General features: G+C 40.2%; 23 protein-coding genes. 8 read left to right on the forward strand and 15 right to left on the reverse strand.

The features are described 5' to 3' along the window. The first annotated feature begins 68 nt into the window (after positions 1-68). Positions 69-470, forward strand: coding sequence for an OsmC family protein (locus tag BFP71_RS09150; protein ID WP_069835186.1), 402 nt, complete (start codon positions 69-71; stop codon positions 468-470). Here BFP71_RS09150 and BFP71_RS09155 read toward each other — a convergent pair. Continuing rightward, positions 467-2,611: a DUF5916 domain-containing protein gene (locus BFP71_RS09155; RefSeq protein WP_222843475.1), complete on the reverse strand. Its 2,145-nt coding sequence runs from the start codon at positions 2,609-2,611 to the stop codon at positions 467-469. The two genes, BFP71_RS09150 and BFP71_RS09155, sit on opposite strands and share 4 nt — an antisense overlap. A gap of 191 nt (positions 2,612-2,802) precedes the next feature. On the opposite strand from BFP71_RS09155, the gene BFP71_RS09160 reads away from it, so the two are divergent. From BFP71_RS09160 to BFP71_RS09180, 5 genes are all read left to right on the forward strand, one after another. Then, positions 2,803-3,036 (forward strand): hypothetical protein, encoded by a 234-nt coding sequence (locus tag BFP71_RS09160; protein WP_069837015.1) that lies wholly within the window; start codon positions 2,803-2,805, stop codon positions 3,034-3,036. A 71-nt stretch (positions 3,037-3,107) separates the two neighbouring features. Then, complete coding sequence (locus tag BFP71_RS09165; RefSeq protein WP_069835188.1) at positions 3,108-5,174, forward strand: ATP-binding protein; 2,067 nt, start codon at positions 3,108-3,110, stop codon at positions 5,172-5,174. 21 nt (positions 5,175-5,195) lie between these two features. Next, a complete protein-coding gene (gene bioD, locus BFP71_RS09170) occupies positions 5,196-5,807 on the forward strand; it encodes a dethiobiotin synthase (RefSeq protein WP_069835189.1) in 612 nt (203 codons plus the stop codon). Continuing rightward, the gene (bioA, locus tag BFP71_RS09175) at positions 5,800-7,101 is read left to right on the forward strand and encodes an adenosylmethionine--8-amino-7-oxononanoate transaminase (RefSeq protein WP_069835190.1); all 1,302 of its coding nucleotides are present in this window, start codon (positions 5,800-5,802) and stop codon (positions 7,099-7,101) included. Before bioD ends, bioA begins: the two co-directional genes overlap by 8 nt. After that, positions 7,098-7,841 carry a hypothetical protein gene (locus BFP71_RS09180; RefSeq protein WP_069835191.1) on the forward strand — a complete coding sequence of 248 codons (744 nt, stop codon included), beginning with the start codon at positions 7,098-7,100 and terminating at the stop codon, positions 7,839-7,841. The genes bioA and BFP71_RS09180 overlap by 4 nt, the downstream gene beginning before the upstream one ends. Here BFP71_RS09180 and BFP71_RS09185 read toward each other — a convergent pair. Both BFP71_RS09185 and BFP71_RS09190 read right to left on the reverse strand, forming a co-directional pair. Next, positions 7,838-8,623, reverse strand: coding sequence for a cupin domain-containing protein (locus tag BFP71_RS09185; RefSeq protein ID WP_069835192.1), 786 nt, complete (start codon positions 8,621-8,623; stop codon positions 7,838-7,840). The genes BFP71_RS09180 and BFP71_RS09185 overlap by 4 nt on opposite strands. Positions 8,624-8,734: 111 nt before the next feature. After that, complete coding sequence (locus BFP71_RS09190; RefSeq protein WP_088124956.1) at positions 8,735-11,185, reverse strand: ABC transporter permease; 2,451 nt, start codon at positions 11,183-11,185, stop codon at positions 8,735-8,737. 250 nt (positions 11,186-11,435) lie between these two features. Between BFP71_RS09190 and BFP71_RS09195 the strand changes: the two genes are divergently transcribed. Continuing rightward, positions 11,436-13,841 (forward strand): PKD domain-containing protein, encoded by a 2,406-nt coding sequence (locus BFP71_RS09195; RefSeq protein WP_069835194.1) that lies wholly within the window; start codon positions 11,436-11,438, stop codon positions 13,839-13,841. Here the strand turns inward: BFP71_RS09195 and BFP71_RS09200 are convergent. Continuing rightward, positions 13,838-14,602: a LytR/AlgR family response regulator transcription factor gene (locus tag BFP71_RS09200; RefSeq protein ID WP_069835195.1), complete on the reverse strand. Its 765-nt coding sequence runs from the start codon at positions 14,600-14,602 to the stop codon at positions 13,838-13,840. The genes BFP71_RS09195 and BFP71_RS09200 overlap by 4 nt on opposite strands. Before the next feature lie 160 nt (positions 14,603-14,762). Here BFP71_RS09200 and BFP71_RS09205 point away from each other — a divergent pair, with 160 nt between their 5' ends. Continuing rightward, the gene (locus BFP71_RS09205) at positions 14,763-15,137 is read left to right on the forward strand and encodes a MotA/TolQ/ExbB proton channel family protein (RefSeq protein WP_069835196.1); all 375 of its coding nucleotides are present in this window, start codon (positions 14,763-14,765) and stop codon (positions 15,135-15,137) included. 45 nt (positions 15,138-15,182) lie between these two features. On the opposite strand, the gene BFP71_RS09210 is transcribed toward BFP71_RS09205, so the two are convergent. The 11 genes from BFP71_RS09210 to BFP71_RS09255 all read right to left on the reverse strand — a co-directional run bounded on the left by BFP71_RS09210 (position 15,183) and on the right by BFP71_RS09255 (position 24,772). Further along, on the reverse strand, positions 15,183-16,661 hold the full coding sequence (locus tag BFP71_RS09210; protein WP_069835197.1) for a cryptochrome/photolyase family protein: 1,479 nt from the start codon (positions 16,659-16,661) through the stop codon (positions 15,183-15,185). Then, positions 16,658-16,795, reverse strand: coding sequence for a DUF2256 domain-containing protein (locus tag BFP71_RS19150; protein WP_088124957.1), 138 nt, complete (start codon positions 16,793-16,795; stop codon positions 16,658-16,660). The genes BFP71_RS09210 and BFP71_RS19150 overlap by 4 nt, the downstream gene beginning before the upstream one ends. Positions 16,796-16,797: 2 nt before the next feature. Next, positions 16,798-17,427 (reverse strand): flavin reductase family protein, encoded by a 630-nt coding sequence (locus BFP71_RS09215; RefSeq protein ID WP_069835198.1) that lies wholly within the window; start codon positions 17,425-17,427, stop codon positions 16,798-16,800. Between the two features lies 1 nt (position 17,428). Beyond that, a complete protein-coding gene (locus BFP71_RS09220; protein ID WP_069835199.1) occupies positions 17,429-18,886 on the reverse strand; it encodes a cryptochrome/deoxyribodipyrimidine photo-lyase family protein in 1,458 nt (485 codons plus the stop codon). Further along, a complete protein-coding gene (locus tag BFP71_RS09225) occupies positions 18,880-19,974 on the reverse strand; it encodes an FAD-binding domain-containing protein (protein ID WP_069835200.1) in 1,095 nt (364 codons plus the stop codon). Before BFP71_RS09225 ends, BFP71_RS09220 begins: the two co-directional genes overlap by 7 nt. Further along, entirely contained in the window at positions 19,971-20,252 is a 282-nt protein-coding gene (locus tag BFP71_RS09230) for a TIGR03643 family protein (RefSeq protein ID WP_069835201.1), read from the reverse strand. Before BFP71_RS09230 ends, BFP71_RS09225 begins: the two co-directional genes overlap by 4 nt. Before the next feature lie 57 nt (positions 20,253-20,309). Continuing rightward, positions 20,310-20,909, reverse strand: coding sequence for a DUF6434 domain-containing protein (locus tag BFP71_RS09235; protein WP_069835202.1), 600 nt, complete (start codon positions 20,907-20,909; stop codon positions 20,310-20,312). A gap of 98 nt (positions 20,910-21,007) precedes the next feature. Further along, positions 21,008-21,460, reverse strand: a complete 453-nt coding sequence (locus tag BFP71_RS09240) for a hypothetical protein (protein WP_069835203.1) — start codon at positions 21,458-21,460, stop codon at positions 21,008-21,010. Between the two features lie 80 nt (positions 21,461-21,540). After that, the gene (locus tag BFP71_RS09245) at positions 21,541-22,014 is read right to left on the reverse strand and encodes a Crp/Fnr family transcriptional regulator (protein WP_069835204.1); all 474 of its coding nucleotides are present in this window, start codon (positions 22,012-22,014) and stop codon (positions 21,541-21,543) included. A gap of 109 nt (positions 22,015-22,123) precedes the next feature. Further along, positions 22,124-23,449, reverse strand: coding sequence for a dihydrolipoamide acetyltransferase family protein (locus tag BFP71_RS09250; protein WP_069835205.1), 1,326 nt, complete (start codon positions 23,447-23,449; stop codon positions 22,124-22,126). Positions 23,450-23,524: 75 nt separating this feature from the next. Beyond that, a complete protein-coding gene (locus BFP71_RS09255) occupies positions 23,525-24,772 on the reverse strand; it encodes a competence/damage-inducible protein A (protein WP_069835206.1) in 1,248 nt (415 codons plus the stop codon). Positions 24,773-24,775: the final 3 nt, after the last annotated feature.

Raw genomic sequence — 24,775 nt, forward strand, 5'->3', positions numbered from 1 at the left:
TTATTTTCTTATTGTACAGTTAGCTGTTTAATTAGATTAAATTTGCAAGCCATACAATTTCAGACAATATGAAGACAACAACCACGTTTTTAGGAGATTACGAATTCGAAGCCGTTAATGAAAATGGTAATAAGGTACAGATTGACATGCGCGCTCCAGAAGAGAAAAAAGCACAATCTCCAACTGAACTATTATTGTCTGCCTTAGCCGGTTGTGCTTCTGTAGATCTGGTACAAATGCTGAAAAAGCGAAAGCGTACGGTGAATGGTTTAACCGTTGAAGCTGAAGGTGATAGGAGAGATGATCATCCAAGAGGATTTACTCATATTAGACTACATTTCGTTTTAGATTCTCCAGATGCCAAACAAGAAGAGTTTGAAAAACTAGGTCATTTAGCAGCCACAAAATATTGCTCGGTGGCAGGATCGCTCAGTGCAGAAATGAGTCATACTTTCGCCATCAACCGTTAAAGGTTTAGCCAATAAGTAAGCTTAATGACGAGCGCACGATTTTTATTGATAAAGTCGTTCGGGAAGTAATTATCAGTGTAAGCTATAAAAATATCTGACACTGGCTTGAACCTCCATTGTAGCCTGGAATTAATGTTCAGATTATCAATCTGGCTGTTGTACTGAATAAAGGTTGTCCAGAAAAGAGATTTGGAGAAAGTAATGTCGAATCTTGGGCCAAAGAGTATGATGTCTGCATCACCATATGGCTCTGGCAACCTAATGTTGTTGTAATTATAGTTGAGGCTAATTAATCCATAAGGTTGGAAACGGTAGTTTAAGGCGCCTCCAAGACTAAACCGATCACCATTAAAATACTCGCCATAACTAGTTCTTATAGTGTAATAAAGCTTTTTACGCGTATCTGAGTTGTAATCGGCCTCGAAATTGGTAAAAGTATAGTCGTTGCCCTCCGGAAGTTCTAGGTTCCCTTCTCGTGTTGGATCGAAATCAGAAAACAGATAAATGAAATTTCTGACAAGACTCGCATTAATTCTTCCAGTGTTCTGTAGTTGACTTCTTAAACCGATTCGGTACTCAGAATCTGTTGTTCCATTGAGATCATTTTCAAAAAAATCTACTGATACAAATGGGTTTAATTGCTGAAAAGCACCTTTTTCAGGATAGAAATTCTTGGTAATACTTAAACTACCTCTATTGTAGCCACTCCGTCTTGCGAAACCGACTTCAGGGTTATAGTTATTGCCAACCTGCTGGGCGAGCGCCTCTATCCGCCAATCAATCGTGGAGTAACTTAAGCTGGCCGCCGTAGCATAAGCGTCATCCAAATCAGTTTTATCGAATGATTGATGGTAGAAAATTTTACCGTTCCAGACATTATCTGCTGAGGCTAAGTTGTAGTCAACCCCTAAAACCCGGTTGTATTGATTAAAAGCCGAGCCATTTTCATTGTTCAAGTCCTGTTTGTTAATGAAAATCAGACCGATGTTTGATCGGCTAAATACTTTACGCTGCAGAGCGGCCACAGTGTAGTTCAGTTTAGGGAGGTTAATATCTGACTCTTCGGCGGCCTGCATATTCAAAACTCCAATACGCCAGTTGTTATTAAGTTTTCCACTCAATCGCGCTCCGAAATTTATCTTGTTTTGAATATTTGTTCCTGTAGACTCATCTCTAGAAACACCAATGCGACGCGAAAAGAAAGGCCTTAGACCATCAGCGCCGAATTGGCCGAATAAATCAGCGTTTTCAAGAAAGAATTGCCGCCTTTCAGGGAAGAATATTTCGAACCTATCCAAATTAGTCACTTGCCGATCGACCTCAACCTGAGAGAAATCTGGATTAACAGTTAAGTCAAGATTTAATGCGGGACCAACACCAATTTTTGCATCGAATCCATAATCCCCAGCTGCATCCGATGACCGAGGAAGAACATCGGTTTCACCGGTAGGTGTATAACCACCATTGGCATTCATGTTTGCCGATAAATAAGGAATAACGGCAATATTAGCCCCCGGATTTTTCAATGGTTTATCCCAGATTAACTGGCCAGTATGCGCTAAAGAATAGAGTACAAAGTTTCTTGGTATTGGATTCCAGGTAGACCGCTCCCCGGTATTGCTATCAATCCGGTAAGAATTGATATTCCAAATCGATCCACCTTCTTTAAATCGGATGCTCTTGAATGGAATAGCCATTTCAACCATCCAATACCCATCATGCTGGGTGGCTTCACCACGCCATTTATTCTCCCAGTCTAGCGATAAATCACCACGGTTTCCACCACCATTAGAAACTAGCCCTTCACGGCGTACGCCAAATGGATTTATGCCAAATTGAAAAGCATTTGTTTTATCATCGAAAGTGTCAAAATGCACGACAAACATATCGTTACCGCCGCCCCGAAAATCCCTTCTTAAAGAAGGAGTTACATAGTCGTTTGCCCCTGTATTATACATCTTTGCTCCTATGTAGATGTATTTGTCATCATACGTAAAACGCATTTCCGTGAGTGCATTGGCGCTTATGCTATCGCTTGGAAAGTTTTGTTGATAGTCTTTGGCGATATCGGCGACTTGCCAGGTAGACTCTGTCATTAACCCATCTAGTATGATCGGGTCAGTCGCTTTTTTAATTCGCACCTGCTTCCGTTGTTGGGCGAAGCTAGTCGCACAGCACAAACACAATAAAAACGTAGTGATTAGTCTGAGGTTGAACATGTTGGACTGCAACAATAATTTTATTTCTGGATTCTTCAAAAAACAGGGAAAACTTTGTGACAGATGGAGGATTTGGTAGAAAGTTTATCTTTGTCAAAATTTTACATCATCAGATGAGAATAGTCAAAGAAATAGAAGGCAAGCCATGTAAGATTACGGTATTCAGCTGGAACGGTAAATACATCATTAAGCTGGAAAAAGGGCCTTTTGAGCAAACATTCAAAGTCAGCGAATTTGATTTTATGGAAGATGAAATTGATGATATTCTCAACGAAGAGTTTCTGGCCGATGCAATTACCCGATTTAGTGCAATGGCGCTATCACTCAAAAAGGCCACAGATTATTAATGCTAGTTATACTGCTATAGTTAATAAGTAATATTATATGGTTAATTTGCTTTAATATCGAGTCTAGATAAATGTCTGTGTATTTCTATTTCTTAATAGTAGCCGTTCTTTTACTGACCATTGTTACCTTCTACTTGATTCAATTTAGAAGAAAAGCAAAGGGCTTAGAAGATAAGCTGATCATTGTAAAAATGCGCAATGAATCCATTACAGATACTTTTGATCTTTTAATGGAGCATTCGTCAGACTTCGTATTTCGCTATAATAGAGAGGGTGTCATCACTTATGTATCAAGTAATGTGGAAAGAACGCTTGGATACGCGCAAAGCGATGGCGAAATGCATTTCAGAGATATCGTCACGCCAAATAAGATCAATGAGAAGATCGCTGGTCATGTCAAGGATAGGTTTCGTAACATCTCAACGCTCAAGTCACCTTATTTTATCGAGGTTTTCGATAAAAACAAGCAAACTAATATGCTGGAGATATTTGAATTCCCTTTTACTAATAACAAAGGAGAGATTGATTATGTGACCTGCGTGGCAAGGAATGTAACCAGTATATACAAGGCTGAATTAGAGTTAAAACAAAGCGAGTTACAACAAGCAATAATTCTCGACGCTATACCGGACGCGATGTTCACAATGGACCGAGAAACGAGATATATTGATTATCAGATACAGGAAGAAGATGAGCTTTGGTTTAAGCCCGATGAATTTTTAGGCAAGAAGATTTCTGAAGTAATTCCAGACCCGTTAGGAACGATTTTTTCTGATGCCATAGCGAATGCCTTTAAGACCGGGCAAATGCAAACTTTGGAATATCAGTTTGGTAAGCCCGGAAAAGAATCTACTTATGAGGGCAGGTTTATAAAACTTGACGAACAAAGGGTATTCGTCATGGCGAGAGATATTTCCGCGCAAAAAAATCTAGAAATCGAGCTCCGAAAAGCTAAAACTGCAGCCGAAAATGCCACCAAGGCTAAGAGTAACTTCTTGGCCACCATGAGTCATGAAATTAGGACACCAATGAATGGAGTCATCGGTATGACGAGCCTTTTAGCGGATACTGATTTAACAGAAGACCAACTTGAATTTGTCGAGACTATTCAAGCCAGCGGTGATACGCTCCTTCGGATTATTAACGACATCCTAGACTACTCGAAAATTGAATCAGGTAAACTATCGTTTGAAGAAAGCGTTTTCTCGCTAGATAAAGTCATCGATGATTCTATCGCTCTTATCGCTTTTGAGGCCCAGAAAAAGGATTTAGTTGTCAATAAAAATATTGCGGCAGACGTTCCAGACTTTATTAAAACAGATCGAGGCAGATTGAGGCAAATCATCCTTAATTTACTCTCAAATGCCGTTAAATTTACTGAACGTGGCAGCGTTTTTATCAACGTTACCTTAGAAAGCACTACCAACAAACATGCTACCCTCGCTTTTCATGTAAAGGATACAGGTATTGGTATTCCAAAGAAAAAATTAGGGAGTCTATTCAAGGAGTTTACGCAGGCAGACTCTTCTCACTCTAGAAAATTTGGTGGTACAGGACTTGGTTTGGCTATTGTAAAACGTTTGGTGAAGTTGCTTCATGGAAAAATATCGGTGAAAAGTGAAGTAGGTATTGGGTCGGAATTCTGTTTTACAACAAAGGCTAAACTGGTGACAGAAATGGAGAAAACGAAAACGCTGTCCTTAATGGAGAACATTCCAGCACTACCAGAAAGCCGAAAAATAAGTGATGACTATCCTCTCAAAGTCTTGTTTGCAGAAGATAATGTGGTGAATAGAAGGCTAACAGCCATTTTTTTAGAACGACTAGGATTTACACCAAAAATTGTGTCCACAGGCTTAGAAGTAGTATCTGAAGTAGAGGATACGGTTTATGACGTAATTCTGCTCGATATTTCAATGCCAGAAATGGATGGTTACGAAGCCACCAAAGCCATTAGGGAAAAGAATTTAAATCCATCGCCATACATCATAGGATTCTCCGCCAATGCGTTCCAAGATGACATTGATAAGGCATTAGATTTAGGCATGGATGACTACCTGACAAAACCTATCCGGTTCGAAGAACTTAAAAGCAAATTGATGACTGCAGGAAGGCGTCGATTTCCTTTTGTCTCTTAACTTGCAAGCTTAATTTAAAGCATGACGTTTTTCGTAACAGCTATTGGAACCGATAGCGGAAAATCACTAGTGTCGGCAATTCTGACCGAGGCATTGAAAGCAGATTATTGGAAGCCAGTTCAGGCAGGTATTCCAACGGATACTGAAACTGTCAGCAGTTTGGTGAAGAATAGTATTACAACCTTTCATCCCGAAACCCACTTGCTCAAATTACCTGCCTCACCACATGCCGCAGCTAAATTTGAACACCTGCATATTCAATTAGACGATTTTGTGCTTCCAGAAACTAGCAACGATCTGGTGATAGAAGGTGCCGGAGGAATTCTTGTGCCACTGAACGATGAAGACTTTGTCATAGACATCGCCGTCGCACTAAAGGCCCCCGTCATCCTAGTCGCTAATCTCTATTTAGGAAGCATCAATCATACCCTTCTGAGCATTGATTACCTACAACGGAACAATATTCCGGTAAAAGGGATCATTTTTAACGGTGATTCGAATCCAGAAAGTGAGCGAATCATAGAAAAACATTCGGGATACAAAGTGCTTCTTCGACTACCTAAATTAGGTTTGATTAACAAAGGGGTGATTGAATACTGGGCAGACGAATTATTACTGAATTGGTATGACTGATTGGATAAAAAGAGATGAATTAGCTATTTGGCACCCATTTACTCCATTAAGAGGAATGGAGAAGCCGCTGATGGTTGAAAGAGCAGAAGGGGTTAATCTATATACCGATGATGGCAAAACGATAATTGATGCTATTTCTTCTTGGTGGGTCAATATTCATGGGCATAGCCATCCGCATTTAGCCCAAGCGATCGCTACTCAAGCATCTCGACTAGAACATGTGATTTTCGCAGGTTTTACCCACGAACCAGCTATTCGACTAGCCGAAAGACTTCTTCAAATACTTCCAGAAAATCAAGCTAAGATTTTCTATTCGGACAATGGAAGTACAGCTGTAGAAGTAGCCATGAAAATGGCTTTTCAGTTCTTTCATAACCAAGGTGTCGAGAAGAGAAAGATTATCGCCATAGATGGCGCATATCATGGAGATACATTTGGGGCGATGTCTGTTGGCGAAAGAGGTCCATTTACTTCCCCTTTTGATCCTTACTTGTTCGAAGTAGACTTTGTCGATTTTCCGAATGGTGAAAATGATGAGCAAGTGTGGCAACATTTTCAGGAAATAATAGCAACAAACGATGTTGCCGCTTTCATTTATGAGCCTATTGCCCAAGGAGCATCAGGAATGCGCGTTTATGATAAAAAACTCCTCGATCGGATGATTAGCCTGGCACAGGCTGAAGGAGTTATATGCATTGCCGACGAGGTTATGACAGGTTTTGGCAGGACTGGTGAACTCTTTGCAGCCGATGCCTTGGAAACCAATCCCGACATTATGTGCCTTTCTAAAGGTTTGACGGGAGGAGCTTTGGCTATGGGCGTAACCACCTGTACACAGAAGATTCAGGACGCCTACCAGTCCAGTGATTTGATGAAGACTTTTTTTCATGGACATTCCTTTACCGCCAACCCAATAACATGTGCTGTGGCTAATGCTTCGTTAGATTTACTCTTAACGGATGAATGCACTGCCAATAGAGCTAGACTTAATGATAGGCACACGACCTTTGGGAAAAAGATAGCCGAACACCCTTTGGTTAGAAATACCAGAGTGCTTGGAACGATTATCGCTTTTGAATTAAATACCGATCGGGATACCTCTTATTTTAATGAGGCAAGGCATCATCTCTATCCATATTTTATTGAGAAAGGAATTTTGATCAGGCCGCTGGGTAACGTTATCTACCTGATACCGCCTTATATTATCTCAAACAACGAATTAGACTTCATTTACCAAACTATCTTTAACTTTCTTGAAGAATACCCAACACTGATTAAAAACAACGCATTATGAAAAGGTACTTTTTTGTGATTCTTATCACCGCTCTCTTCACTAATTGTCAGGCACAACAAGCCAATGATGTCTATTACAAAGTGATCACTATGCGTGCCACACCAGGTAAGTTATTGGATTTGATCGATGTGATAAAGGCAGATTTAAAGAATTATGAGCGTGCTGGAATTGAAAAGCCCTACTTAATGCGTCACTCACAAGGCGATCATTGGGATTTGCTATTAATGTACCCTATTCAAGACCTAAGCAAGCACTTTTCCACCACTGAAATGGAAAAACGACGAGATAATTCCGCTACGCTAGATCAAGGTTATGGAAGGCCTTACTATAATATGGTTTCATGGCAAGAAGAGTCAATCGTTGAAGGACCATCTTTGAAGGAGTTTAATGCAAGGTTTTCCGAATTTGATTACTACCATGTAGAAATGTTTCAAGCCCTAGCAGGAAAGCAAGAGGAGCTTTTGAGGCAAAGGGAGATGGAAAATGTCTATTTGACTGAAATAGGAAGAGATACTAACCTCATTTTCACTAAAATCTTTGGTGGAGAAGTCGATATCTTCACTTTAGGCTTCTACAGAGACATTAAACACTTCGCTGAAAGCGCTGATATCCCAATAGAAAAGGAAAATGTTGCCGCAAAAAAGGCTGGTTTCGAAAGTGTCTTTACAATCGGAAGTTATCTAAGGTCATTGCTTTTAGAGCATCATGATACGCTAGCCGGAGCCCTTAGAAACGACTAAGTATTAGTTTTCTCGATAGTCAGATATTTGACCAAACCGTGTCCGTCACTTTTCCATTGACCGGTGAATCCGGCTGGAATCATAAAGAAGTCGCCAGTGTAGAAAACTTGCTCGCCACCGCTACTGTCACCGATGGTGAGTTGGCCTGAAAGTACATGAATTATCATTTCTTTCGCGGGGTCTTTTAAGTCTTTTTGAATCGGTTTTTGCGCTTTGAGTTTGATCGTTAATTCGGCACCTGTTGTCAAAGTTTTCTCATAGCTACCAGAGTCGTTGAGCTTAATGTTAATGCCCGAAAGGTCATCTTTTGAGTAAAGTTGCGGAACAGTTAATTGCTCGTTCTTGGATGCCGATCTATCGGTAGTGATGATGGACAATTCATAGTGTAAACTTTCAGAAGAATCTATTTGCCAAGCACCAGTATAGCCTTTTGGGATAAAAAAGAATTCGTTTGATTGAAAAGTATTACTACTGCCCTGATCTGGTTTTATGTTGGCTTTTCCATTCAACATATACACGACTTCGTCTATCGAAAAGTCATTCATTCTGGTGGTCCAAGACTGGCTGGAGACGATGTAGACTGAAAGGTCTTTTCCCCGAATTAATCTCTTCTGATAAAATTCTCTTTCGGGTTCATCCTTCAATTCAACTTTTTTTAATCCGATACCAGAAAGGGCAGACTTATCAAATGGTATAGGTTTTAAGGTAGTTTGGGCGAAGGTTTCATTGGCAATTGTACCAATGAAAAGTATTGCCCCGAAAAAGATATTGAGCTTATTCATATCAAGTAATTTCTATTGAATTTCATCAAAATAGAGATGCGAGTTTTGCTTTTTCTACCAACGTGTATTTAATACATCCTATTAGCGGGTTTCTATAGATGAATGCTTGTTTTAACTACCCCTTAAAGACTGTAATGGACTTTGGATACTCGTGCCCCATGATTGTTTCACGATGATGCCGACTGAAAGCAGACACATGCCGAATACGGGTAAAAGAGTAAGGCCTATATGCAAATTAATCCTGAAAGCATAGCTCTCAAGCCATTCTCGAGCAGCATAAATGACCATAGGAATGGCGATGGCACTACCAATAAACATAAGTCTTAGAAAGTCATAGACTAGTAAATAGAGGATTTGGCTGATGTCCGCACCCAGTATTTTTCTGATGCTTATTTCCTTCGCTCTTTTTAATGCGGTAAAAGAGGATAAACCAAAGATGCCTAAAGAGGCAATGAGTACCGCCATCAGGGTAAAAGCGAAGAATATTTTAACCAGATTCTTCTCCATGACGAGTTGCTCATCATATTTTCTTGTGAGGAAATAAATACCGCTGAGTTGTCGGTTTAGATTGTTTTGTGCGGCTCTGAGAGATGAATTTAGCTTTTCAGCGGAATTCCCTCTTGCCAGAATGGTAAGGTCAAAATATGTCGGATAACGCAGGCCGGTGACATAGATTTTAGGAATATCGTTGATTGAGTCATTTTTTATAACTCCTTGAATCTTCAACGGACCGTTATATGGCCTGACCATTTTGTTAATGGCCGAATCCGGATTGGTAAACCGCATAGCTTTTAGTGCAGATTCATTTACGATTGTCCCATTATAGTCATAGCCGAACCTTCGGTCAAAATTTTGACCTGATAGGAACTGATCATTCGCACCGTCGAAATACTGATGATCGATAACGTAGAGATCGAATTTATCAACTAATGCAGTGGTGTCACCGCCAACTTGATAAAGCGGTTTAATCGTCTGACGCATTTTTATTTGCCCGTTGTAGAGATTTGAAATATCGGCCGATTCAATTTTATCGTCTTTGATCAAATTGCTTATGAAACCTTGAATCTGTCTAGCGTAATCATCATTTGCCCCAGTCAGTCCAGGAAATTTTGCTGTAAGGTTCATCCTAAAGCTTTTGTTTTCCTTGTCTTTGACATAATTCAGCTGTTTTTGAACAATGTAAAGGCCCGAAACGAAAATGATACTCGTCGTAATTTGAAAAACGAGTAGCACCCGCATAATTCCCGAACCTTTGGATGACTGTTTTGAATTGACTACTTGATTTTTTCCTCTCATGGCTTCAATCGGCTTAAGACTGATTAAAAGACGGGCTGGAAAGTAGCCTGAGAGTAATGCAGCAATAATGATGATGACAATGAGCGACAATACGCTTGCGAGCATAACATGGGTATTCAAGACATTAGGATAGTCGATGGAGGTAAAAAGATCGACGGATCTGACACCAAAAAGGAAGACGCCCAGCGCCAAAAGCCCAGAAATTAAATTGATAAATCCAGACTCCACTAAAATGTTAAAAATGAGTTGAACTGGTCTTACCCCTAACAATTTTCTAATACCGACCTCTTTCGACCTTTCAATAGAATTAATGATCGAGCTGTTGATATAATTTGTAGCAGCAAGAATTAGGATAATTGACCCCATCACGATCAAGAACAGAATAAAAGTAGGTTTTGCGCTTTGTCCCGGGTCATTAGAAACGTTGGTTGACGTGTGGATGTCTCGTAAGGGCCTGAATGATAAAAAGTCCAGTTCTTTATATGAAAACTCAGACAGGAGATCGCGATCGATTAGTTTTTCCTTGAACAATTTTCGATCATAGTCATTATTGACAAGGGCGTAGGTATAAGTGTTTTCTTGACTGGCAGAATTCAATAAAAAGTCTTTTGCTGAAAGAGAGAATAACGCACCGAAGGTTAGGTGAGAGTTTTTAGGAAGAGGCTTGAACACCCCTTGAATAATCCATGTCTCTTCATTTTGACTCGAAATTCGAATGTTGACTTTTTTTCCGAGAATGGATTGCCCGTTCTGAATCAATTTTGGAAAAAGACTTTGTGCAGTGGTAGTTGATACGACCAGTCCATTCTCGCTAAGCATTTCTTCATTTGCCTTCTTTTCCACCCAGTCGACGGAAAAAATATCGAAAAAAGAGGATTCCGAATAGTAGGCTTTTTCCAAAAATGTGGTTCGCTTTCTACCTTCTAAATCTTTTGTTAAAAGAAAGGCAGAACTGTTCTCTGAAAAGGGGATCAGTCGGGCGCTGTTTTCTATTTCAGGATGTGAGTTTTCAAGACTTTGGCCCACCCCATATTTAGTAAAAGCATTAGTCTTAATAACCTCCTGCCTGAAATAAGTGTCTGTTTCGACGCGGTGAATCTCACGTGCTTTTTCATTAAAATTATCGTAGCTGTATTCAAACCTTACATAATTAAATATGAACAAGCAAGTAGCCATACCTAAGGTAAGGCAAAGAATATTCAGCACCGACGACCCTTTATTACTCCGAATGTTTCGGAGTGAAATGAGGAGGTAGCTTTTTAGCATGTTTATTATTTTCTATCCGATTATCGTCTTCCAATGGTAGTGCCACAAGTTGTAAAGGGCTATTTTACGGCCTGGAGCGCTATTTTATTAATTCTTCAAAAATTCTTTTGAACGTTTATGAACTGGTATTGTACGGACTTGAACAGAACATGATTTTATCTGAGACTTTGTTAGGGTCTTTATAATCAAAGGGTTATAATTAATAACAAAGAAGATTCACCACTTCTTATCAGAACCAAAACAACGTACTATGAACAAGCTTGCTCAAAAAGCCATTTCGGCTTCCTTTGTGCTATTTTTTTCGCTTTTCAGCGTAGCACAAACCCAAAAACCGATCAAAATATGGGATAATAGGTATGGTGGCAGTCTCAGAGATACCGATATCAACTCCATTAGAACTGCAGATAATGGCTTCCTAATTACATCAAGTTCTTTATCAGGAATTAGTGGCACCAAGACGTCTCCAAACGTTGGAAATGATGATTGGTGGGTAGTCAAAACCGATGCCCAGGGTAATTTTCAATGGGATTTTAGTTTTGGCGGAACCAATGAAGAAGGTTTGCATGCAGGCGCCGTTCAGACGGCCGATGGTAACTATGTGCTTGCTGGAAGAACGCGATCTGGGATATCTGGAGATATTACTTCTTCTGGTCGCGGAAAGGACGATATTCTGGTAGTGAAGATTAGTGCGGCAGATCGAAGTATCCTTTGGCAAGTTAGGCTAGGAGGAAATGGTGCTGACTGGGCCTATGACATGGTAGAAACCAATGATGGACAAATTGTAATTGGGGGCTATACACAATCGACAAATCTTAGCGGCATTGAGCCAAAAGGCTCTTTGGACTTGTATTTGGCTAAACTAAACGCCAGCTCTGGCGATGTGATCTGGGAAAGAACTTATGGTGGTAGTGGTTTCGAATCAGTGGATAAACTACTCCCAAATGAAGTTGGGGGAGTAGTGGTAGGAGCGTACTCGGCATCTACCGATTTAGCGATTACTAATAATGGAAGTTTTGATTTTTGGGCATTTTCGACCAATGCTGCTGGTGAAGTACAATGGGAAAATTTATATGGTGGCAGTGGATTAGACGCTATTCGATCCATGGCCAAAACTGATGATGGAGGTTATATCTTTTCAGGACAGAGTAATTCAAATGCAAGCGGTGATAAAACTGAGAATAGTAACGGTCTGGATGATGTCTGGATAGTTAAAACGGATAATCTTGGAAATCTGATTTGGGAAAAGACGATCGGAGGAGCTGGGTATGATTGGGGACAAGCGACTTATGCACTTTCCGATGGCTCTTTTATAGTCGGTGGGTTCTCTAATTCGAATATTTCGGGCGACAAGCTGAGTTCAAATTTAAATGAGTCATTAGATATTTGGTTTTTTGGCCTTACGGCAGATGGTGTGTTGACTTGGCAAGCGGACTTTGCTGGTAATGGCTCTGAGGGGGAACTTAATATTCCCTATGTAGATGAACTGAACGGAGATATTTACCTAAGTGGCGGAACACAGTCTGGGCTTGGGAGTTATTTATCTACCCCAAATTTCGGCGGGAGTAAAACCGATTTGTGGTTTGCGAAATATAGGCTTCATGAGTTAGAGAAGACTACTGTCAGTGCTTGTCCTGGTCAGTCTGCAGTGATCATTGTAGATGGAGGTTCTGATTTGCTAGAATATCAGCTGCAAAATGCCGATGGTTCATACCAGAGTGACGTGATGCAAGCTGAAAGTGGGTTGTTAGAACTAGCTACTTTTCCAATAGTTTCAGACACCACTTTATTCATTTACGCGCTGAGTGATATTGGCGATGGAAACGATCTAAGGCAATTGGTTGGCGAGGTATCGGTCGTTGCTGGAGACGAGTTATTATCCGCTGCGGTGAATAACGAGATCGTATATGCCGATCAAGTCTGTTATAATCGAAAGTCCAAAATAGAAATCCCGAATTCTACTTTAGGTGTCACTTATAGATTGTTGAATGACAATAATGAGGTTCTCAAATCAAAAGAGGGTAATGGCGAAGACCTAGTCTTCCGAACTCCTAAATTAATTTCAGATTCGGTGTTTAGGATAGAAATCTTAAATACCGCTTCAGGCTGCACGGTCATCCACCCTAATGAAATTCTGGTCAGTGTTTCTGATAAGATTAAAACCAAGATTTCCTTTGACAGGCAATCATTAAATATTGGTAGTCCTGTGACCTTTCAAACAATTAACGATGAAGGAATCGTTTCTTGGGATTGGACTTTTAATAAAAAGGAAAAAATATCAGGTCCTACTGTCGACTTTACTTTCAAAAGAACTGGAATTCATTGGATTACGCTGAAAGTTGAAAATGCTTCTGGCTGCACGAAGGAGATTCGCAAGAAAATTTTAGTGAAGCGTAAAATCTTTTTTGGTGTACCTGGAGTCTTCTGGCCATGTTCTTCTCAGGGAGTATTTAAAGCCAAGTTGAAGCACGTAAAAAAGGTCAAATTGGTCATTGTAGATCGTTATGGAAAAGTTGTGCATGCTGGGAAAAACGAATGGCATGGATTTAATAAACGGAAGCGATTAGTGCCAGCTGGGCGCTATTTCTATCAAGTTATGGCCACCACAGTTGACGGGAAGCCTTTCCAGAAAAGAGGATCGTTTTTAGTGTCATACTAACCAACGTTTCGCGCTTGAAATTTTGAAAGGGCTTCTTTCTTGTATTTTCTTCCCAAAGGTAGTTTAGTGGAATTTACTTCTACATAGTCGTGTCCGTACGAATTGAGTCTGTTTTGATCGATCAGAAATGATCTGTGAATCCTTACAAACCAGTTGGGAAGCGTATATGCTAGATTACTGATTTTCTCTTTGGTAACAACGACCTCATTTTCCGTATGAACCTTAACATAGTCTGCTAGACTTTCTATATAAATGATCTCTGAAATATTAATTGAGATAGTCTTTCGGTTGGACCTAACACTTATGGTCTTCTGAAGATTTTTCTCATTATCGGCCTCCAGAATATGTAATTCGGTACGATTCTTTTTATCTGAGCTGTAAACATGGATAAATGAAAAAAGGATCGCCACAAAATAGATTATTATCCCCAACTGAAATAAGTCAGCCACAACGGGGTTCATGTCATTCCAATTCAGGTCGGCTAAAATTATGAACGATATGATGGAGACAACTGCCGACAGGAATACTGATACAATTATTGTGTAAACAGTATATAAGCCAAATTTAAAATGTTGCCCTTTCGATAAATATTTGGGAACAAGGAATAGGTTGAAAAAATAGGAAGTTGCCAACGCCACAGGCATCAGCATTGATGTATAATAAAAAGAGTTACTGTAGTCTCCCCACTTAGATCCAAAAACTAAGTTCAAGAACACGAATATCAATATCCAAAAAATGATCTGGTTCGATGCTTTATGCATACCAATTAAGATTGTCTAACAACGTTACTAAAATCCCCATTTTTTGCATATTACGAAGGGTTTGTCGATAAACAACAAATTAAGGTAGGGATACAACTTCCTGTCTTACAGGCATGGATTCTAACTTTATGAAAAGTTTTAAAATCTAAAAAATCAGATTATGATCAGTTTATTTAATGAAGGAGGCCCGCTCTATATGGGAATCATATCTATAGTAGCCCTAGTGATGTTTATTCTTTCAGTATTCCATGCAAGAGCAGCATTTTTGACAGGGTTTAGAGGCTATTCTATTCAAAAGTTAGGACAAATCAAGGAGGTAGGATTATTTGCCCTGATCTTTGGTATCCTTTCGACTACCATAAGTTTGGTAAACGTTTTTAGTGCCATAGAAGAGGTAGGGGATGTGCCACTTCCTTTGTTGGCAGGTGGGTTAAAATATGCGGCTTATACCTTGATTTATGGGCTAATCATTTACCTGATCTCGCTGCTTATTTCGATTGCCCTTAAGTGGAAAATTTCAAGCCAAAGTTATTGAAGTCCCTATTGACCATAATAAGTTTTCTATTTTCAGCACCTAGAATTATAAGGCGTCCAAAAAAGCTTGCCCATTTTCTAAGTGGGCCTTTTTCTTGTCTTCTTCCATTTTGTCAAATGTTCTAACTAACATGCCCAAACGTGGATTTTTCAAGAAAAAGTCTCTGTTTATGTGCATAAAGCGCCAGAAAAGCCCATCCCATGTGACTTGCCAATCGCCCTTTTTGTAGTTGCTCATTTTCATTAAATAATTGGAGCCACTAATGTATGGTTTAGTGGCAAAGAGGCCGCCATCTGCAAATTGACTCATACCATACACATTAGGTACCATTACCCAATCGTAAGCGTCTATAAATAACTCCATGAACCATCGATAGACTTCTTTTGGATCAAATTCACAGAGTAACATGAAGTTCCCCAAAACCATAAGGCGTTCGATATGGTGGCAATATCCAGTATTTAATATCTGCTTAATAGTCATGTCTATGGGATCTATTCCCGTAGTTCCATCGTAAAAAGAAGCCGGTATTTTTCGATCAAACCCCCAGAAATTTTTGGTTCTTGAAAAACTCCCTTTTGCCTCATACATTCCCCTTATAAACTCTCGCCAACCGAGAATTTGACGAATAAAGCCCTCTAAATCGTTGATCGCCACATCGTGATCATTGGCATATTTCACGGCTTCTTCAATTACCTCTTTTGGTTGAATTAACCCCACATTCATCATAGGCGTCAGTACACTATGATGTAAATAAGACTCATTCGTAACGATAGCATCCTCATAATCCCCAAAACCATGGAACCGATAATTAAAGAATTGTTCTAGCCATTTCTTTGTCTCATCCCGTGTAGTTGGGTAGGTTTTAGATTTCGGGAGTTGTCCTAAGTTCTTATCAAAGTGCTCATCAACATAGTCGACAGCATCGCTCCAAAACTTATCAGTTTCAGGATAGTGAATGCTCGGAGGTGTTTTATCTTTTGGGTATTTCTTTCTGTTTTCTCCATCGAAACTCCATTTTCCACCAGTAGGATTACCGTCTGCATCAATGAGAATATCCCTTTGGCTACGCTGTTGTTTATAGAAGGTGGTTTGAAAAAACGATTTCTTATCTGGTTTAAAAAAGTGCTTTAAGTCTTCCCTTGTGTTAATAAATAATGGGTTTTCGTGGTGACTGACATCGATTTGAGTCTCTTTGATTGCTTCAGAAAATCTTTTTTCAAGCCAATTATCGGTTGGGTTAATGAAGTGAATTTTTTCAACCCCCTCTTCGCCTAATTTCTTGATCAAGACGCTGATATCCGATCGTTTGTCTGATGAGTCTATGTAGATCACCTCAAGGTTTTTGCTTTCCAAATAAGCCTGATGGCTTTTCATGGATGCTCTGTGAAAAACCAGTTTCACTTTGTGGAAGTTGAACTCCTTGAAAAACAGTGATTCCTCTACCAAGTAAATTGGAGCACCGTTATCATATATCTCGTGCTTCTCAAACAGTTGGTGAGGAAATAAAAGGTTGATTGACTTCATACTTTTGACTTAGTTCTACGGCATTTTTCACTACAATATTTAACAGCATCCCAATCTCGAGCCCATTTTTTTCTCCACGTGAATGGTCGATCGCAAACAGGACATACTTTAGTGGGTAAATGCTCTTTTTTCATGGTTAGAACTTTGGTACCTCGCTAACCCTCGCGTATGGGAAGTCAGCCATTTTTTGAAAGCTGTAATAAGAATTAAGACCAGAGATTCCGACACCTTCTGCAATGCTCAAATCTATATAGCCTTGCGTGCTGATCGCCTGGTCTGGAATGTATAAGTGCTCAATTTGCCCTACAAGCATCGTAGTACCACTCGACTGAATCGGCACACTTTCTACGTGTTTCAAACCCATTTTCAAACCACTTTCTTTCACATAAGGTGCATTAAAGTCGTTCAGCGTTTCCTCAGTAAGGCCGCAAGCCTCAAATTCAGAGATGTCGGCATCGAATTTCGCTGAAGTGTAATGAGCATTTTCAATGAAATCTTTTTGAATATGATTGATGGTGAAAAAGCCGTTTTCGTTAATATTTTCCTGTGTATGACGGCGTACTTCTTGACTCGGCCTTACGATAAAGCCTAAATATGCTGGATTACTGCCCAAATGGACTACCGAACTGATGATCGCTAAGTTAGCTTGTCCACTATTCGAACGCGTGCCGATCAGGTTCCCAGGTTTAATACCAGAGACAGAGTTGATGATATTTAGCCTCTTCACTCTTTCCGTGTTTTCGATATCAGTTTTTGATAAATACATGTTAGTTATTTCTGGTATGGGTTTTTACGATTCTTTTTTTCTCTGCTTTTACCGCTTGGTGCTTTCGATGTCCCCAGATTTTAGCCCGAGCCTTTTTACCGCTCTCTGTTAAATCAACCAATGGTTTTGGGTAATCTAGCGGAGGGGTGATATTGTTGAAGGTCATATCCATTTCAGTCATTTTCCATGGTTCATGGATGAACTCTGTTGGCACCTCTCTCAATTCTGGGACCCACATTTTTATGAATTTACCCTCATAGTCATGTTCCTGAGATTGCTTTATAGGATTGTACATCCTAATGGTGTTGACGCCAGTAGTGCCAGCCTGCATTTGAAATTGAGGATAGTGAATGCCGGGTTCGTAATCCAAAAAATGATTTGCCAAATGGTAGACACCAGTACGCCAGTCTTGGTCTAAATGGTGGCAAAGTATGGAAACCACCATCGCGCGCATCCTAAAGTTTATCCAGCCTGTTTGGGCAACACACCTCATGCAAGCATCGACTAGCGGAAAGCCTGTTTTACCTGCTTTCCATGCCTTCACAAACGATTCATTCAAGGGGCGTTCTAATAATTCGTACCCCCGGTTGATGCAGATAGTCTCATAAGAGCATTCCACTTCAAACTTTTGAATAAAGTGGCAATGCCACTTCAATCTTGTTAAGATTCCGTTAAAAGCGCGCTTATTGTGAGGGTAGTTTTCGTGACCTTTGATGTGCTGTACCGCTTGCTTAATACTAATGTTGCCCCAGGCTAAATAGGGTGATATTCTTCCGCAGGAAGTTCGGCTTTCAAGTGGTTTTGATATAAGCCTGTGATAGTCCTTGCCTCGTTCGTTGGTAAATGAATTCAAATATTTCCACGCATTTGATTCTCCTGCAGGTTGGAATTTTTTTGGATAATCGCTTAGCCGTTTCTTAAGGGTCGAAGTCAAAGGAAATGGATGCGCTAAAGGCGCTAGTTCTTGTGGGCTATAGGTATTATGAATCTGTGACTGACTCATGGTAACATACCATTGTTTATCCCATCCATCACGGTCTTTGATACCTCTTTCTATGCCATCTCTTTTGAATTGTGTCCAATGGATATTGTTGGATTTGAGTAAGTTATAAACTGATTTATCCCTTTCCCAAGTGAGCTGTATACCACTTTCTCGGTGAGAGAAGACCTCTGATATATTGTGATTCGTAATAAGGTACTCGAATGCCGAAGTGGCATCTTCTTCCATGATTTCTATGGTTCTATTGAATCCACTCAGCTTGCGATTGAAATCTAAAATCGAATGATAGACAAATTGTAAATGACGATCAGATGTATCTGGATGCGCCATTAATTCAGGTTCGAAAAGATAAATGATGTAGTAGGGGATACCACGCTGCTCTGCTGCCTGAAGTGGTGCATGATCTAGCGTTCTGATATCACGCTTTAGCCAAACGATATTGATCGGGTCCTTTACCAAGTTTTTATTTCCTTCTTACATTTTTTCCAGAAAGCAAAAAACGATGGGTAATAACCTTTTACGCCAAACATCCAGTCTCTTGGTTCTTCTTCTCCTTCATAATGGCCATTTAGAGGATGTTCCTTAAAGTGAACCTGGCTTTGACCTATTTTCAGCTTTAGATCATGGAACTCCCCTACAAAAACTTGAAGATCAGGAATATTCTCTCCCAACTTTTGGCAAAATTCCAAGCAATGATCGGCAACAGGATATCGCTCAAAAATAGAAGGCTCTAAAAGTAAAACTCTGTTCGCTGGCAGGTCCGCATGCCAGTTTGGGTCTAAATTATAGTAGTTATAGACTAAGGTTGGTCGACTAGCATCTACTTTTAAATCACTGACCGGAGGTAAGTTTGTAGATAGCCTCAATGGCTGTGTTTCTTTCAGAATTTCTGGTGTCTCTAATTCCGGAAATGCCTCGTACGGCACATCAAGAAAACTTCCCTTCTGATTTAAGTAAAAGAACGTATTGATGTTCTCTTGATTCGCATAGTATTTCTTGTTGGCGTTGGCGCCAGCCACCCATTGCCAGCTGAGTGCATTGCTTGCCCAGTCACCATCTAAAAGGTGATAATACATCCATTGTGCAGGCACCTTCCAATGACTACGGCCTATGTTACAAGCAATTGAAGCTATATACATGCGCATGTGGTTATGGATATAACCTGTCTTCCAAAGCTTGGCAATATGCTCGTCGACTACCTCAATTCCTGTCTTTCCTGCCAAGATTGCAGCTGGAATTTGGGTATGGCTAAAATCTGGTTGTTCCCGCTTAAGGTCATTATTGATATCCTCACCTTTTGCTATCCATATTTGCTGCCAATAGTCTCTCCAAGCTAGTTCTTGTACAAACTTTTCCATTTCAGGCATGCCGTAGCCTTTCTTTAAAAGGCTTTCCAGTACAAAACGAGTAGAAATAACACCTCTAGAAATATATGGGGATAGATAACTTACTGCCCCATCTACGAAGTTTCTCGATTGCGCATAGGCTTTCGGATCAATAGCATCGATTTTGTCAAGAATATTAGAAAACGAGGTTTCGAAGCTCATCTCTTGCTGATTTTATTCCCAGTAATTTGTCGTTGAAGTGTACTTTTAAACCGATCAATTTCTGGGCTTCTTTTCTTCAAATGCTTTTGACTAACCCCGCTGTTGACTCGCTTTCGCCATAGCTTAAAACTCGAAGGTTTCAGGGTGTTCCGCATTAATTTGATGACTTCTTTTTCAGGTAAACCGAATTGTTGGTGAATAGCTTCGAAGGGAGTTCGGTCTTCCCAAGCCATTTCTATCACTCTATCTTTATCTATTTCAGAAAGGTTGGAATTCATTGGTGTTTTAACCAATTGTCCATAAAACTGTTTGTCTGTGAAGCTTTTAATTTGACGCTAATCTTTCAAAAGAATATCACTCTCTTCGAATCTCACAAATCCATTTTTCATCGGCATGCGCCTCTTTTTATTCCAGCAAGCTTTTGCATCTACAAACTTTGCATTAGGATTCGCTGCCGAAAAGTCTCTGATGTATTGACAGTACATATTATTGGTAGCAATATCTCTTTTAAAGTTGGGGTCTTTCTTTCGCTCTTCCAGTTCTTCCCATTTTAGCACTGCATCTTGAAGTGTGGCGCCTACATTTTCTTTCACCCAATTCATAAAGTCGCTATGACAACTGAACTTCTTATCCACCTGCGATGACATAAAGGATCGAAAGTTAGGTCCGAAAGAAACGTTGTCTGTGATTTTTGTCGCGAGGCTTAATTCTGCCTTAGCCCAATTGAAAGTAGAGTTAGGGCGTATTTTCTTTTCCTCATTTTTGACTTGACCTTCATGATCAAGGGCGTACATAATTCGATCCCTGAGTATGAATTTGCTGCCATTTGAAGGTAAATGGCTCATTTTACAAATGTCCACCATTTCTTCTTTGGTCCAATACCAGTTATTAAATTCTTGTCCCGAATTAATTTGAGTAAAATCAGGTCTTTGCATGAGTGAGCGTCTTTTAACCCTTGTTTGACTTTAAATTGTCAGGTTAATAGAACTCACAACATGCTCAAGTGTTTGCTCTAAAAAGTACTTTTGGTCAGCTAAGAAGTGGCTTTTCTACCTTTGAAATAGGCATAAAAACTGAGGGTAATGGCTGCGCTAGAAACAATTGTCATAAGCGTGCCAGGCATGAAGTTTACGAATCCTCCCAAGTCTAAGAATAAGAAGTAGCCTAAATCAGCCAGCCCACCAGTAATGGCTGCGAGAAAAATCGCGTTCTTATTCTTCTTCCAGATGTAAAATGCACTGATTAAGGTGACTAGTCCAATCCATAGTAGGTTGAAACCGTGCTGCGAGATTATCGCTCCAGCAGCGTCTGGATAATCTCTCTGAACATTAGCGGGATCGACGGCATCCGCAATACCTGAAATAGCGCCTGAGATATCATCACTGAGTACAAAGTTTATGGTGAAAACACCGGCCATAATGTGCACGATTCCCCAAAAAACCCATAAGATGGCTGATATTTTGAAGAGTAAACTAAGGTCTTTCATGATTTTGCATTTGTTTGATGTGAAGGTTTAGAAACTTCACGCCAAATGCATTAACCTAGATTAAGAATTAATCGCTTGACTCAATTTCCTTTGAAATGATTTTTCTTTGATTTGCTCAAGGCTTCAGGGGTGATTCCTAAATAGGAAGCAATCATTCTTTGCGGTACCCTTTTTGTAATTTTCGGATAGGTTTTAATGAAGTGGTCATAGCGGGTAATTGCTGAAGCACTCATGAGCATTATTACTCTCTTTTGAAGGACGGTGAGCCTTTTGATGAACTTTTCACTGTCTTTTTCTTCACTAATATCTTTCTCTTTTACGATAACCTCAGAATCTTCTATGGCATCGATAAATAGGTCAGCGGGTAGATCACTCGGTAAATTATCGGCAATAATCCAGCCTTCAGGAGCGAACATAAAGATGTGTTCTTTGCCTTTTTCATCAATAGCATAGCTTCTTAATAACCCTTTTTGAACCACGTAAACCTTAGTATTTAAGTCGCCCTTTCGTTGTAGGAATTGCCCTTTCTTTACGTTGATCAACTTCTTGCTCATTGATTCATTCTATCGTTGATGGCTACTGATTTTGGAAGAAGTTAGGAAAAAAGAAATAAAAAAAGCCTCTAGGGTTTAGAGGCTTTAAATTTTTAAAACTTAAGTTTTTTTAGATCGGTCTGTTGGCGTCGAATCTTTCTAGGTAGTCAGCTACTCGCCTTACGAACATACCGCCTAAAGATCCATCAACCACACGGTGATCATATGAGTGTGATAAAAACATTTTATGACGAATCGCGATTGCATCACCAGTCGGTGTCTCAACAACTGCTGGCTTTTTCACTACTGCGCCTAGTGCTAAAATACCGACTTGAGGTTGCATTATGATCGGTGTGCCCATTACATTTCCGAATGAACCGACATTAGAAATTGTATAAGTTCCACCTTGTAAGTCGTCTGGTGAAAGCTTATTCTCTCTCGCTCTTCTTGCTAGATCGTTTACCTTTTTAGTCAGGCCAACCAAGTTATATTGGTCTGTATTGTGAATTACGGGAACAATTAAGTTGCCAGTAGGTAGGGCAACGGCCATTCCGACGTTGATTGCTTTTTTCTTCACAATGTTGGAACCATCTACCTGCACATTGATCATCGGGTAGTCTTTGATGGCATTGACAACGGCCTCTAAGAATATAGGTGTAAACGTGATTGGTTCGCCCTCTTTTTCTTTAAAGGTCTGCTTAATTCTATTTCTCCAGTGAACTATGTTGGTGACATCTGCTTCCACAAAAGAAGTTACGTGTGGAGAAATTCGTTTAGAATCCACCATACGCTCTGCAATCATTTTGCGCATGCGATCCATTTCGATGATTTCATCTTCACCTGAAATGGAAACAGGCATTGGTTTCGGAGCGCTTGCTGGTGCAGCTGCAGGGGCACTGGATGCTGCAGGAGCACTCACAGGTGCTTGAACTCCACCCGCTGGCCTTGACTTTAAATAAGCCATTATATCTTTCTTAGTCACTCTGCCATCTCGACCTGTTCCAGGTACTAACTCCAGTTCAGTCATTGGAATACTCTCTTGGCGAGCAATATTCATTACTAAAGGAGAGTAGAACCTATCCGAAGCTGGTTTTTCCAAAACTACGGCATGTCCGTTAGCAGCTGGGGTAGCGGCTACTGGTGTGGCAGGCTCGCTTGCCGCTTCTGCCTTTGGTGCAGGTGTATCTTGTGCTGGAGCAGCATCTTCTACATCTGCTTCCGTTTCGATTTTTGCAATCACTGCGCCAACGGCAACTACATCACCTTCTTGCACTAAAATTTCTTTTAAAACACCCCCGTGGGTCGCTGGTACCTCAGTATCAACTTTGTCAGTTGCTACTTCTAATACAGATTCATCTGCTTCAATAGATTCACCTTCTTGCTTGAGCCAAGACAGTACTGTACCCTCCATGATACTTTCTCCCATCTTTGGCATTACCATTTCTACTATAGCCATAACTTAAATACTAGCGATTTAAAACGTTTGCACAGAAAGACAAAAGTAAGTCTTTTGCCAAATATTATCAATGTTTTAGTCCGTTAAACTTTTCCTAACCAAATTTAATAATGCAATTTCTGTTAATTCGATATTTAATATTCTATTTTTCGTTAATTGCAGTTTTTTTGCAATGGTTTGGTTCTCATCTGCATAAGCAATCCATACCGTGCCTACTGGTTTCTCTTCTGTTCCGCCGCCAGGCCCTGCAATTCCACTGCTCGAGGCGCCAATTTCGGCACCAAAAGCCTTTCTAACGCCTTCTGCCATCTCTTTTACACAAGCTTCACTAACGGCGCCATGTTCTGCTAAGGTTTCTTCTTTTACCCCTAACAAATTGACTTTGTGGTCATTGTGATATGGGACAACCCCACCTTGGAAATAGGCTGAAGACCCTGCTATGCTCGTGATTTTGTGCTGAACATAGCCTCCTGAACAACTTTCTGCCAAAGCGATTGTTTTTCCTTTTTCAATAAGCATTTCGCCAATTGCTTTCTCCAAGGTCATGCCATCATAACCGTAAACGTACTTACCAGCAATTGCTAAAAATCCATCTATAAGCCCTTGAACCTCCCTGGCTAAAGTATCTTTGTTTTGACCAACGGCTGTCAGTCTGAGTTTCACATGCCCCACACTCGGTAAATAAGCCAGAGAAATGTGTGCTGGAAGTGCTTCTTCCCAATCTTTTATTTTATCGGCAAGGAAAGACTCTCCAATCCCCACAGTTTTGATCAATTTGTGGTAGATGACCGGTGTTTGGAAGGTGGTTTGAAGCTTTGGAAGCACCTTAGTTGTCATGAGATTTTTCATCTCATACGGCACACCAGGCATTGAAACGAACACTTTTTTATTACGCTCATACCATGTACAGGGGGCTGTTCCAAGGTCGTTATGAATTACTTCCGCTACTTTGGGAACCAGCGCCTGATTTCGATTCATTTCTGTAAACACTCTGCCTCTTCTTTCAAAAAAGTCACGAACGTGTTCTAGGACATCATTATTGAGTATAATTTCACTATTAAAGTGTTTAGCCAGCATGGGCATAGTGAGGTCGTCATTGGTTGGCCCCAAACCACCAGTTATTAAGACGATATCTGCTCTAGACTCTGCCTCTTCAAAAGCCGTCAAGATATCTTGTTCAGTATCTGCGACGGTAGTCTTTCTTACCACTTTTATGCCCAGTTTGTCCAATTCGGCACTCATCCACTGGGAATTCGTATCAGTGATTTGACCGTAAAGGATTTCATCTCCGATGGTCAGAATTTCAGCAAGAATTTTTCGCATTAA

The sequence above is a fragment of the Roseivirga misakiensis genome (genome assembly GCF_001747105.1).
GTDB classification, from domain to species: Bacteria; Bacteroidota; Bacteroidia; order Cytophagales; family Cyclobacteriaceae; genus Roseivirga; species Roseivirga misakiensis.

Coding starts and splice junctions, on each gene's coding strand:
- BFP71_RS09150 (WP_069835186.1), top strand. CDS start 69: ATGAAGACAACAACCACGTTTTTAGGAGATTACGAATTCGAAGCCGTT.
- BFP71_RS09160 (WP_069837015.1), top strand. CDS start 2,803: ATGAGAATAGTCAAAGAAATAGAAGGCAAGCCATGTAAGATTACGGTA.
- BFP71_RS09165 (WP_069835188.1), top strand. CDS start 3,108: ATGTCTGTGTATTTCTATTTCTTAATAGTAGCCGTTCTTTTACTGACC.
- bioD (WP_069835189.1), top strand. CDS start 5,196: ATGACGTTTTTCGTAACAGCTATTGGAACCGATAGCGGAAAATCACTA.
- bioA (WP_069835190.1), top strand. CDS start 5,800: ATGACTGATTGGATAAAAAGAGATGAATTAGCTATTTGGCACCCATTT.
- BFP71_RS09180 (WP_069835191.1), top strand. CDS start 7,098: ATGAAAAGGTACTTTTTTGTGATTCTTATCACCGCTCTCTTCACTAAT.
- BFP71_RS09185 (WP_069835192.1), bottom strand. CDS start 8,623: ATGAATAAGCTCAATATCTTTTTCGGGGCAATACTTTTCATTGGTACA.
- BFP71_RS09190 (WP_088124956.1), bottom strand. CDS start 11,185: ATGCTAAAAAGCTACCTCCTCATTTCACTCCGAAACATTCGGAGTAAT.
- BFP71_RS09195 (WP_069835194.1), top strand. CDS start 11,436: ATGAACAAGCTTGCTCAAAAAGCCATTTCGGCTTCCTTTGTGCTATTT.
- BFP71_RS09200 (WP_069835195.1), bottom strand. CDS start 14,602: ATGCATAAAGCATCGAACCAGATCATTTTTTGGATATTGATATTCGTG.
- BFP71_RS09205 (WP_069835196.1), top strand. CDS start 14,763: ATGATCAGTTTATTTAATGAAGGAGGCCCGCTCTATATGGGAATCATA.
- BFP71_RS09210 (WP_069835197.1), bottom strand. CDS start 16,661: ATGAAGTCAATCAACCTTTTATTTCCTCACCAACTGTTTGAGAAGCAC.
- BFP71_RS19150 (WP_088124957.1), bottom strand. CDS start 16,795: ATGAAAAAAGAGCATTTACCCACTAAAGTATGTCCTGTTTGCGATCGA.
- BFP71_RS09215 (WP_069835198.1), bottom strand. CDS start 17,427: ATGTATTTATCAAAAACTGATATCGAAAACACGGAAAGAGTGAAGAGG.
- BFP71_RS09225 (WP_069835200.1), bottom strand. CDS start 19,974: ATGAGCTTCGAAACCTCGTTTTCTAATATTCTTGACAAAATCGATGCT.
- BFP71_RS09230 (WP_069835201.1), bottom strand. CDS start 20,252: ATGAATTCCAACCTTTCTGAAATAGATAAAGATAGAGTGATAGAAATG.
- BFP71_RS09235 (WP_069835202.1), bottom strand. CDS start 20,909: ATGCAAAGACCTGATTTTACTCAAATTAATTCGGGACAAGAATTTAAT.
- BFP71_RS09240 (WP_069835203.1), bottom strand. CDS start 21,460: ATGAAAGACCTTAGTTTACTCTTCAAAATATCAGCCATCTTATGGGTT.
- BFP71_RS09245 (WP_069835204.1), bottom strand. CDS start 22,014: ATGAGCAAGAAGTTGATCAACGTAAAGAAAGGGCAATTCCTACAACGA.
- BFP71_RS09250 (WP_069835205.1), bottom strand. CDS start 23,449: ATGGCTATAGTAGAAATGGTAATGCCAAAGATGGGAGAAAGTATCATG.
- BFP71_RS09255 (WP_069835206.1), bottom strand. CDS start 24,772: ATGCGAAAAATTCTTGCTGAAATTCTGACCATCGGAGATGAAATCCTT.